This window comes from Bartonella eidoli, assembly GCF_036576145.1.
GTDB lineage: Bacteria > Pseudomonadota > Alphaproteobacteria > Rhizobiales > Rhizobiaceae > Bartonella.
On the sequence record NZ_JBAFWX010000001.1, the window covers coordinates 121,565 to 139,528 of the forward strand.

Consider the following 17,964-nt stretch of genomic DNA (forward strand, 5'->3'; position numbering starts at 1 on the left):
CATTATAAGGCAATTTCATCAAGAAGTGTATCAAGTTTTTTTGGGGTAAGCTGAAAAAAACTTGCTTCTTTAGTGTAAATAAGAACAGCTTGAATATCTTTTTCAGGATGAATAGTTTGCAATAATTTGCGATAAAGAGCCATTTGCAGTAAATAGTGAGGTAGGATAGCATCTTCACTTTCAGGTGGGGTTCCAGTTTTAAAGTCCGCAAAAATAATACTTTTTTGCGTGATATATAGGCGGTCAATTTGGCTAGAAATTATTTTCTTCTTTCCATGGATTTTTACGATGCCCATCAAGGAAACTTCGGCACGTGAAAGGTCAGAGAAAAGAGGTTTGAGATAAGAATTGTCTAATATTTTCCTAACATGACATAGTGCATCTTTTCTTTGGACATTATTCCAATGAGAGGCTTTAATATTGAGATAATTCTGGGCATATTCTTGACGTTTTTGAGGGGGAAAATCAGGCAAATATTGCAGCAATCTGTGAATAATATTGCCATATTCAATAGAAAAAGCTCTATTGGTATTTTTTTCGCCTAAAACAGGTGAGATACAAAGCTGTTTTGGGTTGGAAAAAAGCTCAGCATCGGATTCAATAGAGAGACTCGCAATAGAAGGTTGTAATGGTTTTGGCAAGGTGGGTTCTGCTGGTATTTTATGATGGAAAAAATCTGGCAAAGGTAGAAATGTTGAATTATCTGTAGGGGTAACTTCTTGGTTTATTGAAACAGGCGAAGAAGGTGTGATGCAATAACGCCAAGCTGAAATATCTTCCGCAGGGCCCTTTATAGAAACCACGTGTGGTTTAAGAGCTTTTTTTACCAATTGTAGCCATGTACGTTCGGGGATTCTTGTACCATTATATCCGCAGATAAATAATCGATCTTCAGCGCGTGTCATTCCTACATAAAGAAGACGTTTATACTCTTCTTCCGCACGTTCTTCCAAATGCAAAAGCATTTTTTTAGAGAGTTTTGTTTTAAACTCTGCGTTGGGGTACCAAATAAAGCCTTTTTGATCGTTCAGTTGTGTATTACGAAAGGGGACTTTAAGAAAGTGTGGTGCGTGTTGAGGATGCCATATTGAACTACCGGGATCAATAAGAAAAACAACAGAAGCTTCTAGTCCTTTGGCTGCATGAACAGTCATAATGCGGACTTCTTCATGGTTTTGATCAAGCTCACGTTTAATTTCTGGTTTGCTTGTGCTTAATATTTCTAAAAAAGCTTGTAGCCCTGGTAAACCAGTTTTTTGCGTAGTGAGCGTGTAATCCATAAATGCATCAAGAACATCATTTGCTTCAGATCCTAAACGAGCTAAAATTTTTTGCCGTCCTTTATCGTTGTTTAGAATATGGCTATAGAATTCAAAAACTGGTATTTTATCTACTAAAGCACGATAATTTTTTAAACACTCAAAGGCATATTGGAAAGATGGGCGCGATGAGGCGTGTGTACAAAGGCTTTGCCAAAGAGATTGTGCGCGCTGAGAAGCAAGCTGATAAAGTTCATCTTCTGTAAGAGAAAAAAGTGGACTTTTTAAAACACAGGCAAGAGAAAGATCATCTTTTGGTTGTAAAACAAAGCGTGCAAGTGCCATTAAGTCACGGACACTAATATGGCTGGTTAGTTGTAAACGATCAGCACCCGCGACAGGAACGTTGCGTAGTTTAAGTGCACGGGAAAGAGCAGAAACAAATTGATCACGCTTACGGACCAAAATCATAATATCACTGGCACGTAATAAACGTCCCTTTGCTGGAAGTATCTCTCCTTTGTGTAACCATTCTGCAATAGTTTCAGCGATTTTTTCCGCTAAGCGTATTTCAGGTGTGTCTAAATGATCAACAGTTAAATGCCAATCATCAGGAAACTCATTTGTCTCTTTGGAAATAGCGTCCCATATAATAACATCACCAGGGTTGTGAATACGAATAGCTTCATGCACAGTTTTTGTATTTTCAGCTGAAAGTCCTTTATAATTTTCTGGTGTCTCAAAGACAAGATCAACACTTTTTAGAACATCTGCTGTAGACCGAAAAGAATAATTCAGTTGTATTTTTTTAAATTTTTGTTTCGCTTGTTGTGCTTTTTTTTGAATTATTCGTCCATTTTCAGCAAAATTTTCTGGTGCAGCACCTTGGAAAGAATAGATGGATTGCTTTTCATCTCCAACAGCAAAAAGGGTGCGTATATTGGTGCGTTGGCTGTGACCTATAAAAAACTCTTCAGCCAAAAATTGAATGATTTTCCATTGTTCAGGATTGGTATCTTGTGCTTCATCAAGAAGAATATGGTCAAGGCCGCGATCAAGTTTATAGTGGACCCATTGGCTTGCACCTTTACGCTGTAACAAATGGAGTGTGCGTTCAATGAGGTCATCAAAATCTAATAAGCCATTGATTTTTTTTAAATTCTTATAGATTTTAAGATAAATAGCACAAAGTTTAAAGGCAGCTATATTGAGTGTTACAACTTTTTCACATTGATACTTATCTAAAAGAAGAGAAAGTTGTTTTTGTTTATCTTCAATTTCCTTTTGGATAAAAGGCCAAATTTCATCTGATTTTTTAGAAAATAAACGCGAAAAATTACGAGGTTCACCAGAGTTTTTAAAATAAATATTGGAAATAATATTAATGATCTTTGTTTCGTCAGAAGCCATAGTTAATTGAGAAAACTGTGCAACCATATCTCTGATATTTTTGCCACCATAGGTTTGACAATGCTTTATGGCATGAGAAGATAGTAAAGCAGTTTCTTGAATTTTCTTCAAAAGAAGTTCTTTTGTTTCATTAGGTGCTAAATCAAAGAGTGTATGGAGCTGTTTTTTACCATTGTCGGACAGAATAAAATCTAGAAAATGAGATAACTTATGTTGCTTTTCTGCTGCTTCATTCAGTAATTGGTCAAAAGTCTTCTCGCTGATGACTTTTAACAGCTGTTTTAAAGCCAATTGTGTATCATCATGCATTAAAAGTTGGCGACGGGCTTCTTGTAATAGTTTTTTTTGATTAATATCATCAAGGAGCTCGAAATGCCCAGCAATATTCGCTTCTAACATAAATTGATGTAATAAAGATTCGCAAAATGCATGAATCGTTTGGATTTTTAATCCCCCAGGCGTTTCTAAAGCGCGAGCAAATAGTTGGCGTGCAGAAGTTAGTTTTTGTGCGTTTACAGGTTTATTTTCAAGGCGCGATAAAACCAGTTTAAGCTGTGTGTCATCGAGTTCATTCCAACTAGAAAGTGTACGAAAAATCCTCGATTGCATAACGGAAGCAGCTGCATTTGTATAAGTAAGGCATAAAATACGTGCAGGAGGTGTACCGTTTAAAAGTAGACGAATAACGCGTTCACTTAAAATATGCGTCTTTCCAGACCCTGCATTGGCAGAAACCCATACATTTGTTTTAGGGTCTGTTGCTATTGCTTGTGCATCAAGAGCTGCTTCAGGAATAGAAGAAAAGGTCATGATTCATCTTCCTTATGAGAACCACTTGACCATTCCCATAATCGTGCTAGATGGTCATAGTCACTTTCATATGCTTTTTTTAAGGGTACTGCGTGTGAAAGATAACCTTGTTGTGGGTTTTTGTAATGGTTTATTAATGTGATAAGATGTTCCCATGCTTTTTCGCCAAGATTGATAGCGTCTCTTTGATTTTTTTCGTTTTTATTTGAAAGAATCGACTGCGATTTGATTTCACCTTTTTTACTGAGAGGGATATAAAATAAATTTGATGGGGTGAAACCTTGGAAATCTGTAAAGGCTCCTTGCAGTAGTAAAGCTGTTTCCAATGCTAATTGTGGAAATAATAAGTCACGCACTTGTTTTGATGAGGGGGGTGTATTGGTTTTAAAGTCAAGAATTTCGATAACTTTGTTTGGCAAAACATCAATACGGTCAGCACGCCCTGAAAGAGTTACACCCGTTGTTCCTATAGATATTTTTTGAGATGCTACTTCAGCATATCGTTCTCGAGGTCCAAGGTTTCTTTCCCATTGTATAAAAAATGGAGCGAAATTTTCAAAAATAGCCCACCAAATCATTTCAATATCGGCGGGTAAATTTAATTTGTTAAATTCTGTACGACCAATAGCCAAAAGAACATCAAGTGCATTGGTGGCATTTGGATCTCTGATTTGTGTGCAAAAAGCAGCAAGAATAGAGTGATAAAGTATTCCACGTTCAGCAGAAGAAGGGTCATGGATGAGGGCTTTAAGTGGTTTAAGCTGTAAAATTTTTTTTGCATAAATAGCATAAGGATCATATCGCAATGTTGCTATTTCAGTTACTGAAAAGTGGGATGGACGCATATCAAGAGGGGGAGCAGGGCAAGGGCGTGTTGCGGAGGCAGTGATATCATTTGTTTTATCGAGCGTTTTAGCCCAGTGAAGAAGTATTTCTCCTCGTGCACAGATTTGCTTCCAAATCTGTTTTCCTACAACGGTTTCTAAGCGCTGTAACCAGCGTGAAGGAATAGAAGGAGTGTGATTAACTCGTTTTGCTCGACTCATCACTACTTTATCCATTCCCATCATCCATTGAAAATCATGTGCAGAAAGACCAATATGTTTTTCTGGTGGTTCAAGGGTTAACATCATTTTCATTGGCCGCGATAAAAAAGCATCATTGCGGGTTGTTATAGGCCAAGACCCCTCATTAAGACCACCAATGATGATTGTATCAACTGTTTGCAGACGTGATTCTAAAGCACCCCATATAAATAAACGTGGGTGGCCTCCAGGGGGAGGCATTACAGAACGAGGAGCCATAAGAGCTGAAAATATAGAAGGCCATTCGCAAAGATGAAATTTTAATCCTGATTGATCACTTACTAAATCACGTAAAAAAGAAGATAAAGCTTGTCCCGCTTCATTTTGATAAAGATTGACAAGAGAGTTATTTTCATCGCATCCAAAATTTTCAAAGACTTCAACAGTCGCTATTGTAGCTTCATTAATGGTGCATTCTTTATTTTGTTTTATGAGAGATGTTAAAGGTTCTATAGCTTTAATTAAAAGATTACAAAGAAAGCGTATTTCTTTTTCTTTCTGCTGATCAAGAGCGTCGGTATTAAAAAGATTATGGGAATATGTTTTTATCCATTTTTCAAAAAATTGATCACATTCGCAAAGATTAATACGGCCAACACTTCCTCGAAGAACAAAAATTTCAAAATTTTCTACCATTTCGCGGAAACGGTGGCGGTTTTGTCTCAGTGTTGTAAGAGGATGTTTTAGAAGAGAAAGAAAAGCAATTGGATCATTGAGTTGAAATACATTTTCTAAAATAAGCCGTAATAAGGTTGAAGGCAATGTTTGTGAAAGCGGTACCCCTCCTGAATCATTTGCTTCAATGCCAAATCGTTGTAATTCAACTGCCACACGACGGGCTAAAGTACGGTCATTTGTGATAAGAGCTGCAGTTTTTTGAGGATCTTCGATAGCATTACGGAGAGCAATAGAAATAGCAAGGGCTTCTTCACGTTCATTGACAGCTTCAATTAATAGCCAATCTTCGCAAAGTTTTTCATAATCATCGCGTATAATTTTTGCCCATAGATCTGTTGTAGAAGCTGGTCGGAATGCTTCTGATACAATAGCTGAACGTTTTTTCTTTGTCATGCTTTGTTGACCAATTTCTTGCACATGAGTACGGTGACATTGCATGAGAGACAAAAGTTTTTTTAAATGATATTGAGGATGGCTAAAAGCATTAGATGTTTGATCAAAAAAGTTGAAAGCTTCTCTGTCTTTTCCGATAATGTTTAATGCATTCCATTGATCTTCATCCATATTAAAATCAAGGCCAGGAAGAACAACAGCTCCTTTAGGAAGGTGAGAAATTACTTTTAAAAGATGCGAAACTGCGGGTATAGAGCCTGTTGCACCAGCAGCAATAATAGGTTTATTGGGTTGTGTGTTTCTTAAAGTTTCTGCATGCATTTGAAGTGTTCTATTGCGCCATACAGCTATATCACTTCGTTGTATTTCTTGTAAAATTTTTGGCCAGCTTTGGGTGATGATAGTAAGAAAATTAAGTGTTATTTGCCACCATTCAGCGACCATATCAGGCTCAATTTCTTTCAGCTTTGACCAGTCCGCTGATTCTATTTCAATTTCATCCATTAAGTTTGCCAAATCTTGGGCGAGCCAAATTGCATCGGCAGTATGAGCAGGAATGAGCACATTGTCTGTATTAAACATAGCGCGCAGATGAGTGGGAAGATTTTCTTTCCAAGGACGAATGAGACGGGCTAGAAGCAGGAGACGTTCGCTTTCTCCAATGGGAGGGTTTAAGGTTTGGGTGTAATTTTCAATAAAAAGAAAGCTATCTTCATCTAAGTTTCCTAAGGGACGAATAGTAGGTAAGAAGGTTGATTGTGTATCACTTCTTTCAACAAAAGCGAGACGTAAAGCACGAGCAGCACGACGTGTTGGAACATAAATGAGAGTATCCGCCAGAGCTGCTTGGATATCTCCATTTGGTGCAAAATTATCAATCAAAGCACCTGAAATCAAAGCATCAACGAAATGTGATAAGAAAGGGGTTCCCGAAGAAATAGAAAAAACTCGTGGTTTATGGGTCATATGATCTCGTTTGGGATATGTAAAAATATTTCATTGTGCTTATTATTTTGTACTGGCTTTTACTGTATACAATTTTTATGTAGAGACAAACCGAAAAGATGCACCTATACGAGTAATTTAAAAAGCTTGGGTTAAGCTATCTATTGAGCAGTTGATGCTCATTAATTTTAATCAAAGGTTCAATAAAAGTAAGTAATAATGGACAGGTATGTTTTTATATTGCTGAAATACAAATTGGTTTATCTTTGTGGGTAGTTTTTTAGAAATAAATAGTGAGTAAGGCATCCTTATGCCTATGTAAGCAGACCTATTTCTTTATAAAAGTGCTGTAAGGGAGCAAGAGTTGGGTGTGAAAGGTTACGTGCAAGATAATCTTGCAAATGGGGTAAATGTTTAAGATAAGATGATTTTCCATCTCTCTGATGAAGGCGTACAAAAATTCCTAAAACCTTTGAAATTCGTTGAGCACCTGCAAAAATATAGAGTTTTCGTAATTGATATTCGTCAAAAGGTCGTGGTTCTTGATGACGTGCCGTGCAATAGGCGTTGAGAATTTTTTCTTCGAGTGTTGATGAAATGAAGAGACGTGCGTCTTGTGCTAAAGAGACAAGGTCATAGGCTGTTGGTCCTTTTAATCCGTCTTGAAAGTCAATAAGACCAATACGGGACGTTCCTTCTTTATTTGCACGCCAAAGAATATTGGGTGAATGGTAATCACGCATAACAAGCGTACTTTCTCCTTGAGTAAGGCTGTTAAGATAAGGCTGCCAAAGGGTAAAAAAAGCTTTACGTTGTTGCTCTGATAAGGTTTTTTTTGTTTGAAAAGGGAGATACCAGTCCAGCAATAAGGAAAGTTCTGATTGCATAGTTTGATAATCATAGGAAGGAATTTTAAGAAAAAATGTTGCAAATTGCTTTTCAAAAGACCATGACTTTTGGTGAAAGGACGCCAATAGCTCGCTGCAGGCGATGTAACGTTCTTCTATAGGATTTCCAATTTGATCTGTGAGTCCTTCACGGCCTAAATCTTCTAAAATTAAAAGACCCTTTTCAAAATCTTTAACAAAGATACGGGGAGCTGAAAATCCATTATCTAAAATAAGTTGGTTAATTCCTACAAATTGACGGATATCTTTTGCGAGATGTGCCATTGTTGTGTCAGAAATATCTGAATGTTGTTTCATTTGCATAGTTGGTGCATTCATGAGGATTTCTTGATGATGACCATTATCCAACAGTTCATAGGTACGTTCTGAAGCATCGCCGGCTAAAAAATGACGATGAACGTTATGGCGTCCATGGGTCGTTAAGAATGTGCGAATTTCAAAGGACCGCTGTAGACGTTTGAGAGAATACTCTGTTGATGTAAGGGTTACATGACGTCCGAAACCCTCATATTCTAAAGTGATAGCAAAGGTCACTGATCCTAAAAGTCCTGCACTTTTTTCTGGCCATTCAACTAATAAAATATTTTGCTCACGTGCTTCATGAAGTCCTAATTCATCGATTTCCTCTGCTGTAGATAGACGATAAAGGTCAGTATGAATAATTTCGAATTGTGGAAGTTGATAGCTTTGAGCAAGAGTAAAAGTAGGACTTGGAATATCCATAGTATCATCATTGGCAAGAGCACGAATGATTGCTCGTGCAAAGGTTGACTTTCCTGTTCCAATATCTCCTTGGAGCGTTACAAGATCGCCTGGTTTTAAAGCAAGGGCTAAATCTTGCGCAAAAAGTGTAGTTGCTCTTTCATTTTCAAGAAAAAAATTAAAATTCATTAAGATTTCCGAACAATTGATAAAAGAATTTCAAAATAATAGCAAAGTTAAAGAACTTTACTTTCTTTAGGAATTGGAAAAAAACATTTAACTGTTGTTCCTTGTCCTGAGCCAGTCATAATTTCAACTTGTCCGCCGTGGAGTTCAACAAAGCTTTTAACTAGAGAAAGACCAAGGCCTGCTCCTGCTCGTCCACCATGGTGTGCATGGGAAGAAAAACGTTTAAAAATTCGATCAAGGATATCTTCTGGAATATCAGACCCTTCATTATGAACACTGAAGACAATGTTATTATTTTGTTCATCAGCACAAAATTCAATTGTGCTTGCTTGTGTTGCGAAATTAATAGCATTGCTTAGTACATTAATAAAAATTTGATGTAATCGTGTTGAATCTGCAGAAATAAAAGTTAGAGAAGGAGAAATTTGCTGTAAAAGTGTGATGTGACGCCCATTAAGACGTTCTTCCATGCGTGCTGCTGCTTGCATCATAGCATCAGCGATATTAACTGGTTTTATGTCTAACTCCATGATACCTGCATCAAGAGTTGCGAGGTCAAGAATATCATTAACAATATTTAAAAGAGTTCCTGCTTCCGATTGAATGTGTCCAAGATATTCACGTTGACGCTCATTGATAGAACCAAATATTTGTCCTCGTAAAATATCAGAAAATCCAATAATATTAGTAAGAGGTGTACGCAATTCGTAGGAAACATGTTGAACGAATTCATTGCGTAAGCGATCAGCACTTTCTAAAGCCTCATTTTTTTCTTGGAGAGCGCGAGCGACATGGACAGTATCAGTAACATTAACGAAAGTAAGCATCGTTTGTCCATCAGGAAGAGGTACTAATGTATAATCAATGACCATGCCATTTTTGAGATCCATACGGCCTGACCATGTATCGCGTTTTTCAGCAAAACCTGTAATAAACTTGGTAAACTGATTCCATTCTTGCCCAATGGTTAGAGTTAAACAATGATTTTGTAATTGTGTTATATGAGTGCCTTGTATGAGTAAATTATAGGGTAGTGACCATAATTTTGATAAAGCTGGGTTTGATAAGCGAAGACGCCCATCAGTGCCAAAAACAACCACTCCTTCTGAAAGCTTATCAAGTGTTTCTCCCTGTATTTTAATTAGTGTATTATAGCGTCTTTCAAGATCAATTTTTTCTGTCAGATTTTCATAAAGCCAAGTAACACCTCCTTGTGGATGAGGGCTAAAAATAACACGTACAGTGCGCCCATCTGGAAGGTTCCAAATTTGTTGATTAGATTCTGCTTGCTGATAAGCCTGTAAAAGTTCTTCTTTCCATATACGCCAATTAGGATGTTCAACAATAAGTCCTTTTTCACGTAAACGTTCAAGAAGTAAAGTATGACTAGGTTCACTTTCTAAAAAAGAGCTCTCCAATGGCCATAAAATTTTAAAAGCATGATTGCAGAATTTTAATTTTTGGTTTGTATCAAAAATAGCTACAGCCGTTGATATTTGGTCGAGTGTTTCACAATGTCCTTGAATAACGCGTCTCATTTCGTTGACGAGATTCTCATATGCACTATCATCACGAGCAAAAGCTGCCATTCCCTCCGCTGTTGTAATACGTGTGAGATGAAAATGGCGTCGTTCTCCACCAATGACTGTATGAACATGTTCTTGAAAGATTGTCTTTATCTCATCTGTTGTGCGTTGTGTTATTTCATTAAAAAGATCATCTATTTCTTCCTCACTACCTTCTTGGAAACCCGTCATTTCCTTAAAGGCTTGGTTAATAAAACAAACTTTTCCTTCACAATCTCGTATCCATACTGGTTCTTGAATGTGATCAAGAAGATTGCGTTGCATTCTTAATTCCGTAAAAATTCGATTGATATCTTTTTGTAAACGAACATTTTCACTCTGCTGTGTTGAGATGTCTTGAAAACGTGCCACAGCCGCTGTTCCTGCAATTACTCCTGTAACTTGTAACAGTACATTATTTTTAGTAGTAATGAAAGTTTCAAAAGAATGACATTGATTACGTAATTGATCCAATGTGTAATTAAGTTCCTGTAAAGAAGATTCTTTAAGCCAAAGTCTAAAATGTTGAAAATTTTCATGGTTAATTCCCTCTTTTTGTAATTCGGGAATATTACCAACTAAACGTGGTGGAGAGTTGGGTTCTTCCCAAATAAGAAGGCATTGTCCAGTTTCTTCTAAAAGCCATTCATATTGTTTAAGTTTTTCAGAATAACTTGTTTGAATTGTTTTCAACAGCTTCCATGAATTTCTTTTTACACTCATAACCACTAATATGCATGTGATAAGTGAGGCGCAAGAAACTCCACCACAAAGCGCTATAATGAACCATAATCCACTTGGAAAAGTGAAGTAAGGTAGAACATGTGTTGTTACTGATTGCGCAACAGCACATACCGGAGAAAAAAGGAATAAAAGGCAAACAATACCGGTACAAAATTGCATTATTTTTTGAGCATTTTCTTTTGGGTGATAATCACCAAAGTTGAGCACGATGCATTTTCCTTTTTTAAAAAACCAAGAAAACAACGTTTTAATAACGATAATGATCTGGTTTATAAGGTCCTTGTGGCGCAACCCCAATATATGCTGCTTGTTCTTTTGATAAAACGCTCAATTTTATTCCTAATCTATCAAGGTGAAGACGTGCAACTTTTTCATCAAGATATTTTGGTAAAACAGTAACTTCATTTTTGTAATTTCCTGCATTGGTAAAAAGCTCAACTTGAGCTAAAACTTGATTAGTAAATGAAGCTGACATGACAAAAGAAGGATGACCTGTGGCATTTCCAAGGTTCAGTAATCGCCCTTCAGATAACAAAATGATACGTTTTCCATCAGGAAAGGTAATCATGTCCACTTGTGGTTTAATATTGGTCCATGAAAAATTCCTAAGAGCTGATACTTGAATCTCATTGTCAAAATGTCCAATGTTCCCAAGGATACACATATCTTTAACTTGTCGCATATGATCTAAACGAACAACATCTCTATTACCAGTTGTGGTGATGATAATATCAGCACTAGAGGCTGCATCTTCCAAAGTAACAACTTCATAGCCATCCATAGCCGCTTGAAGGGCACAAATTGGATCAACTTCTGTTACTTTTACGCGAGCTCCAGCGCCTGAAAGAGAAGCTGCTGAACCTTTACCTACATCACCATAGCCACAAATGATAGCTGTTTTTCCAGCTATCATTACGTCTGTTCCTCGTCGAATACCGTCTACTAATGATTCTTTACATCCGTATTTATTATCAAACTTTGATTTAGTAACACTATCGTTAACGTTAATGGCAGGAAAAGGCAAAAGCCCTTTTTTTTGTAATTGATAAAGACGGTTCACACCTGTTGTAGTTTCTTCGCTGATACCTTTAATCGCTTTGCACTGACGGGTAAAAAATCCTGGTGTTGTCTCCATACGCTTTTGAATTTGTTTGAAAAAAAATTCTTCTTCCTCTGTCTTAGGATGAGAAAGGATATCTTTGTTTGTTTCTGCATGATATCCCATTAAAATGTAATTTGTAGCGTCAGCTCCATCGTCTAGTATAAGGTTGGATGGATTACCATCAGGCCACTGGAAAATTGCATCTATATAAGTCCAATATTCCTCAAGTGTTTGTCCCTTAACTGCAAAGACAGCGACCCCACTAGCTGCAATTGCTGCTGCTGCATGGTCTTGTGTAGAAAAAATATTACTAGAGCTCCACCGCACATCAGCACCAATTGCTTTTAAGGTTTCAATTAAAACAGCTGTCTGAATGGTCATATGTAACGATCCAGAAATACGTGCTCCACGTAAAGGTTGGCTAGAAGAAAATTCTTTGCGACAAGCCATCAAACCAGGCATTTCCGTTTCTGCAATATCAAGCTCTTTACGACCATAGGCAGCCAGTGAAATATCTTTAACAACATAATCTTGAGCTGCCATTCTTTATTCCTTGAAAATATTTTTTTGAAGACGGTAGGAGAAATTAAAAAAAAATGCAAGTGAATAGAAAGACTTATTCATATGAAAAAACTTTAAGCTTTTTTTAGATATCTATCTTTAGATGATACAGACATATATTCTGTTGTAGCAAGGTTCTAAAGCTTTGATAAATTAACACAGTTCATTCACATACTCATTAGAATTTTAAATTATGAGTACAAAATACACGATAAGTAAATTATTATGAGATCACATTTTCTGCAAAGAAAAAAATATATAAACTCAATCTCGACCATTATTTTTATAAAACAGAAAGAAATATACGTTAGATTGATAAGTTTCTTGAAAACTGACCTTGTGGACGGAAACGCCATAGGTAACTTTTTAAGACGGCATTCATTGCTTTCGGTGTGATGTTCGCTTCTTTGAAAGTATGTCCATTTTTCATAGCTTCTTCAGAAACAATATTATCAATTTGCAGAAAACGTATTTGATCAGCTGTTAAGAATGTAGGTATGAGTGGAAGTCTTCCAATAAATCCTAAAACACCTCCAATAAAGAGTCCAGTGAAAAGCGGCATTGGCAGGATTGTTTTTTTGCGGTGAATAATTTTTAGTACATTTTCGATTGCATATGAAAATGTGATAATTTGGGGACCACCAAGATCATAGCTTTTCCCAAGAGTGACACATCCTTCTAAAGCATGAACAATAAATTCAGCAATGTCTCCAACATAAACAGGTTGTAATTTGCTTTGTCTATTTCCAAAAAGAGGCATAATCGGCAAAAAGCACGATAAATGCGCTAAAGTATTAAAGAAACAATCTTCTGGTCCAAAGATAATTGACGGACGCATAATAATTGTTTGAGGGTATTTGTTTTGAACAATTTTCTCACCCATAGATTTAATGCGCGCATAAAGACAGGAAGCGTTTTGATTGGCTACAAGTGTTGACATATAGATGAGCGGAATACCTGCTTTTTCTGTTAATTCAGCGACGTTTCTAGCACCATCAATTTGCGTATTGTGAAAGTCCGATTTATACGCTTGTGCTAAACTACCAGGAAGAAATACTGCTCCATTTGCTCCTAGCAATGCACGCGCAACAGAAGCGCGATGCTTAACATCTGTTTTAAGCATTTGGATTTGTCCTACTTCTCCTATTTGCTGCATATAGTAAGCTTTTTGCGGAGAACGAACAGCTACACGAACGCGATAACCTCGCTTGGTTAAAGTTTCAACAACATACCGCCCCACAAAACCAGATCCGCCGAAAACAGTAATAAGTTTAGGATGTTGATAAAGTGCACGATCAAGTTGCATGATTAAAAAGTCTATCTTCTAAAGCTCTATGAATAATCAGCTTCTAACATGGTGGTGTTTTATTGTCACGTAAAATATCACCTGCAAGATAAAGAGAACCACTAATGAGTATAGTTGCTTCTTTATATTCTGAGTTAATTTTACGTAAAGCATCTTGTAGACAAGCTTGAGGTATGGCAAAAAGCCCTGCTTTTCTGGCAGATTCAGCTAAAACTGTTGGACAAATACCAGTGTTATTATTCATTAAAGGGATCGTATATACTTTATCTACAAGGTTTGCTAGAGGGTGAAAGTAACCAATAGCATCTTTGGTATTAAGCATGCCGACAACCATAATAATAGGACAGTTTGATTTTTTTTTCCATTGATTAAACTCTGCCGCAATAACTTTTCCAGCAGCAGGATTATGACCTCCATCTAACCATAAATCAATTCCAGGAGACAATAAATCAACTAAATATCCATGGGTAAGATGTTGCATTCGTGCTGGCCAGTAAATATTTTGTAGAGCATAGTTTATTTCTTGTTCTGAAAGTCGAAAACCTGCTTGATAAACTGCTTCAATAGCAGCTCCAGCGTTAGCAATTTGGTGAGCTCCTATAAGATTAGGAAGCGGAAAATTCATTAAACCTTGATTGTTTTGAAATATCATACGCCCATTTTTTATATAGCTTCGATAGTTTTTCCCAAATATAGAAGAAGGAGCTTTATTTTTATCAGCAATATCCATTAGAATAGAAACTGCCTCATCGTGATCTTGTTTTCCTATGATTATAGGAACTGTTGGTTTGATAATTCCACCTTTCTGATAAGCAATTTGCGAAATTGTATTTCCAAGAAAAGTTTCGTGATCATAATCAATAGGCATAATGAGTGATATAACGGGTTTATTAATAACATTTGTAGCATCAAAACGTCCGCCTAGCCCAACTTCTAATATGACTATATCGGCCGGGTTTTCGTTAAACAGCATAAAGGCAGCTGCTGTTAAAATTTCAAAAACAGTAATTGGTTCTTGACGATTCGCTTTTATGACTTTATGGATTGCTTCAATCAATTGACTTTCTGTAGCAAATTTGCCACATCCTGTCTGACCTAATCGACAGCGTTCATTCCAGTTTACAAGATGAGGGGAGCTATATACATGAACACGATAACCTGCACTTTCTAAAAGAGCACGGCAAATGGCTGCAGAAGATCCTTTACCATTCGTACCTGCAATGTGTATAACGGGTGGGAGTTTCAAATGCAGATTACCAAGACGTTTTAAAAGGTTTAGAATACGCTTTAAAGAAGGATCGATTTTTTTAGGATAAAGGTTCAGTAAATCATCTATCATTCCTTGCATTTGTTTTTTTTTCATCATTCAAGCAGCTTTTGTTTTAGAAGAAGATACTTGAGAATCTGTTGTGGGTAGAGTGGAAGGATTCATAGTTGCAGGATATTTCATCATTAAGCGTAGAAGACGTGCAACGGTCGTTTTCATTTCTAAACGTGATACAACCATATCAACCATACCATGTTTGAGTAAATATTCACTACTTTGAAAACCCTCCGGTAAAGTTTCTCGTATAGTTTGTTGAATAACACGTGGTCCTGCAAAGCCAATCATAGCGCCAGGTTCAGCAATATGAATATCGCCAAGCATAGCGTAAGAAGCGGTAACACCACCAGTCGTTGGATTAGTAAGAACCACAATATAGGGAAGCTTTGCTTCTTTTATCATTTCAATCGCTACTGTTGTACGAGGCATCTGCATTAATGATAATGTTCCTTCTTGCATACGTGCTCCGCCTGAAGCGGAAAAAAGAACTAAAGGGCATTTATCTGCAATGGCAGTGTGAATAGCTTTTATGATAGCTTCTCCTGAAGCCATACCGAGTGATCCACCCATAAAAGAAAAATCTTGAACAGTTGCAATAATTGGTAGTCCCTCGATAGTCCCTCGTGCGCTTAAAATATTGTCATCAACACCAAGTTTTGAACGATAATCTTTTAATCGGTCAATGTAGCGTTTTTCATCGCGAAACTTTAAAGGGTCTGTAACAACCTTTGGGTTCTCTAGGGGAGTATAAATACCATCATCAAAAAAATGCTTAAGACGATTTTTAGCACTAATGCGCATGTGATAACCAGAAGATGGAATCACATATTGGTTAACTTCTAAATCTTTATGAAATACCATTTCACCGCTAGTGGGATCTTTGATCCATAGATTATCCGGAATTTCACGGCGCCCCAATATGGAATTAATTTTAGGACGAACATAATTTGTAATCCAGTTCATCTTTGCAGCCTCTCTCTAAATGTTATTAACTTTGCGCGTTTCAAAGGAATACATAGCTGAACAGTTACACATCTACTTTGCAGCTAAATAAGCAAATTCATTTAATCGTTAGACATAGTTCATTATTTTGCTTTAGCATCAAATTTTGTTGTTTGCACTTGTTAACAAATTTTCCATTTTTTCTGATAAAAAACCAACATTCGTTAAATAACTAATGCTAGAAGCAAACAGAAAATCTCATAATCGTAAGCATAATTAAGATCAATAAGAGTCTATAAAAACGGATACGATATATCATGTTAGCGAAACGCTAATGTCAGAGCAAGATTTTTTTAGGGCTTTATCTGATGAAAAAAGTAAAAGTTTTTTTTAAGGAAAAAATTTGTTTTTCTTTTATTTATGAGCATGGGTTTGTTTAAAAGAATAAGAGCCATTATCTTGAATAACGTATTTGAGTTTTTCGATAAATACTTTCTAAAAGTGTTATCATTGGATACATTAACTAATTTATGGAAGCAATATTTCAAACCTGTAACAAGCCTATTTCTCGCCGAGTATTTTTTAGAAGTATTACATTATCAGGGGAGTTTTATTTTCATTTTAAATAGAGAGCATTTTACATTCAAGTTGTTTTATGGATATGAGAGCTAAAAAACGATACGATAACATTTGCTAATTTTTGCGCTATTCGTTGTTTACTCATTTGGGGCCATTTTTCAACATGCTTTCTGCTGACGAAATAAATTTGGTTTGTATCAGAACCCATAACACTCGTGCCATCAACACGAAAGGAAACATCATTTGCAAGGATAAAGTCTGCTCCTTTTTCAATGCATTTTTTCTGTGCATTAGCAACAATATCACACGTTTCCGCAGCAAAACCAATGACAAGTGGAGGACGGTTTGGAGCATGACCAATCGTTGCTAAGATATCAGGGTTTTCAACTACCGAAAAAGATGGAGGCACTTTGTTGGCACTTTTTTTAATTTTTTGTAAAGATTGCGTTTGGCTGCGCCAATCACAAACGGCTGCAACAAAGATAGCTCCATCAGCAGGTAATGCTGTCTGAACAGCTTGCAGCATTTGACATGCCGTTTCAACATGAATAGTTTTTACTTCTTGTGGATCATCAATATGAATTGGTCCACAAATCAATGTTACTTTAGCACCTAAATGAGCCAAAGCTCTTGCAATTGCGTGTCCTTGTTTTCCTGAAGAGCGATTGGCAAGATATCTTACTGGATCAATTGGTTCATGGGTAGGACCAGTAGTAACAATGAAATGGCGATTAGAAAGTGATTTTTCTTGTGTATTTAAAAGAGCCTCTACTGCAGCTACAATAGTGAGGGGGTCACTCATACGTCCACAACCCTCCTCATCGCGTTCAGCCATTTTGCCAACCTCTGGTCCTATCATATGAATTCCATCTGCATGTAGTTGTTTAATATTACGAACAGTTGCTGGATGCGTCCACATAACTGGATTCATAGCGGGAGCAATCAAAATTGGGCAGCATGCTGCTAAAAGCACACAATTGGCTAGATCATCTCCCATGCCGGTGGCTATTTTTGCAATACGATTCGCTGTAGCTGGTGCTACAATAATTATATCAGCATTACGTGCTAGCCGGATATGGCTAATATCATGCTCTTTTCCACGTGAAAATAAATCGCTATATACAGTACTGCCACTGAGGGCTTCAGCTGCTAAAGGGGTAATAAATTTTTGAGCTGCTTGTGTCATAATAATATTTAAGCATGCTCCACGTTCTTGTAAACGACGAATCAGATCAAGTGTTTTATAGGATGCAATACCACCACCAATAATAAGAAGAATGGATTTTGATCGCAACGACAGCATTTCTACAGTATTTTCTTGAGATAATGATGTATCTGGAGCTGCGATATGATTTAAAATGCGACGAGCTTCTTCTTCGATCGAGATGCCATTTTTTACAGAACGTATACGCAAAACTTCTTTGACTTCAGGTAAAAGATTACGGATGGTAATATTGGTCAT

Annotated in this window: 9 protein-coding genes; all 9 read right to left on the bottom strand. The window is 36.8% G+C overall.

The annotated features are described in order from the left end of the window. Window positions 1-2 precede the first annotated feature (2 nt). Window positions 3-3,479, bottom strand: coding sequence for a double-strand break repair helicase AddA (gene addA / locus V5N68_RS00565; protein WP_332065253.1), 3,477 nt, complete (start codon window positions 3,477-3,479; stop codon window positions 3-5). Then, the gene (addB, locus tag V5N68_RS00570) at window positions 3,476-6,601 is read right to left on the bottom strand and encodes a double-strand break repair protein AddB (protein ID WP_332065254.1); all 3,126 of its coding nucleotides are present in this window, start codon (window positions 6,599-6,601) and stop codon (window positions 3,476-3,478) included. Before addB ends, addA begins: the two co-directional genes overlap by 4 nt. A gap of 293 nt (window positions 6,602-6,894) precedes the next feature. Then, a complete protein-coding gene (gene tsaE, locus V5N68_RS00575) occupies window positions 6,895-8,379 on the bottom strand; it encodes a tRNA (adenosine(37)-N6)-threonylcarbamoyltransferase complex ATPase subunit type 1 TsaE (protein ID WP_332065255.1) in 1,485 nt (494 codons plus the stop codon). Window positions 8,380-8,426: 47 nt separating this feature from the next. Further along, on the bottom strand, window positions 8,427-10,895 hold the full coding sequence (locus tag V5N68_RS00580; protein WP_332065256.1) for a sensor histidine kinase: 2,469 nt from the start codon (window positions 10,893-10,895) through the stop codon (window positions 8,427-8,429). Window positions 10,896-10,935: 40 nt separating this feature from the next. Beyond that, window positions 10,936-12,333, bottom strand: coding sequence for an adenosylhomocysteinase (gene ahcY / locus V5N68_RS00585; RefSeq protein ID WP_332065257.1), 1,398 nt, complete (start codon window positions 12,331-12,333; stop codon window positions 10,936-10,938). A gap of 325 nt (window positions 12,334-12,658) precedes the next feature. Continuing rightward, the gene (locus tag V5N68_RS00590) at window positions 12,659-13,657 is read right to left on the bottom strand and encodes a complex I NDUFA9 subunit family protein (RefSeq protein WP_332065258.1); all 999 of its coding nucleotides are present in this window, start codon (window positions 13,655-13,657) and stop codon (window positions 12,659-12,661) included. A 43-nt stretch (window positions 13,658-13,700) separates the two neighbouring features. After that, window positions 13,701-15,020, bottom strand: coding sequence for a bifunctional folylpolyglutamate synthase/dihydrofolate synthase (locus tag V5N68_RS00595; RefSeq protein WP_332065422.1), 1,320 nt, complete (start codon window positions 15,018-15,020; stop codon window positions 13,701-13,703). 3 nt (window positions 15,021-15,023) lie between these two features. Then, complete coding sequence (gene accD / locus V5N68_RS00600) at window positions 15,024-15,944, bottom strand: acetyl-CoA carboxylase, carboxyltransferase subunit beta (RefSeq protein WP_332065259.1); 921 nt, start codon at window positions 15,942-15,944, stop codon at window positions 15,024-15,026. Window positions 15,945-16,566: 622 nt separating this feature from the next. Further along, window positions 16,567-17,964 (bottom strand): bifunctional phosphopantothenoylcysteine decarboxylase/phosphopantothenate--cysteine ligase CoaBC, encoded by a 1,398-nt coding sequence (gene coaBC, locus V5N68_RS00605; protein WP_332065260.1) that lies wholly within the window; start codon window positions 17,962-17,964, stop codon window positions 16,567-16,569.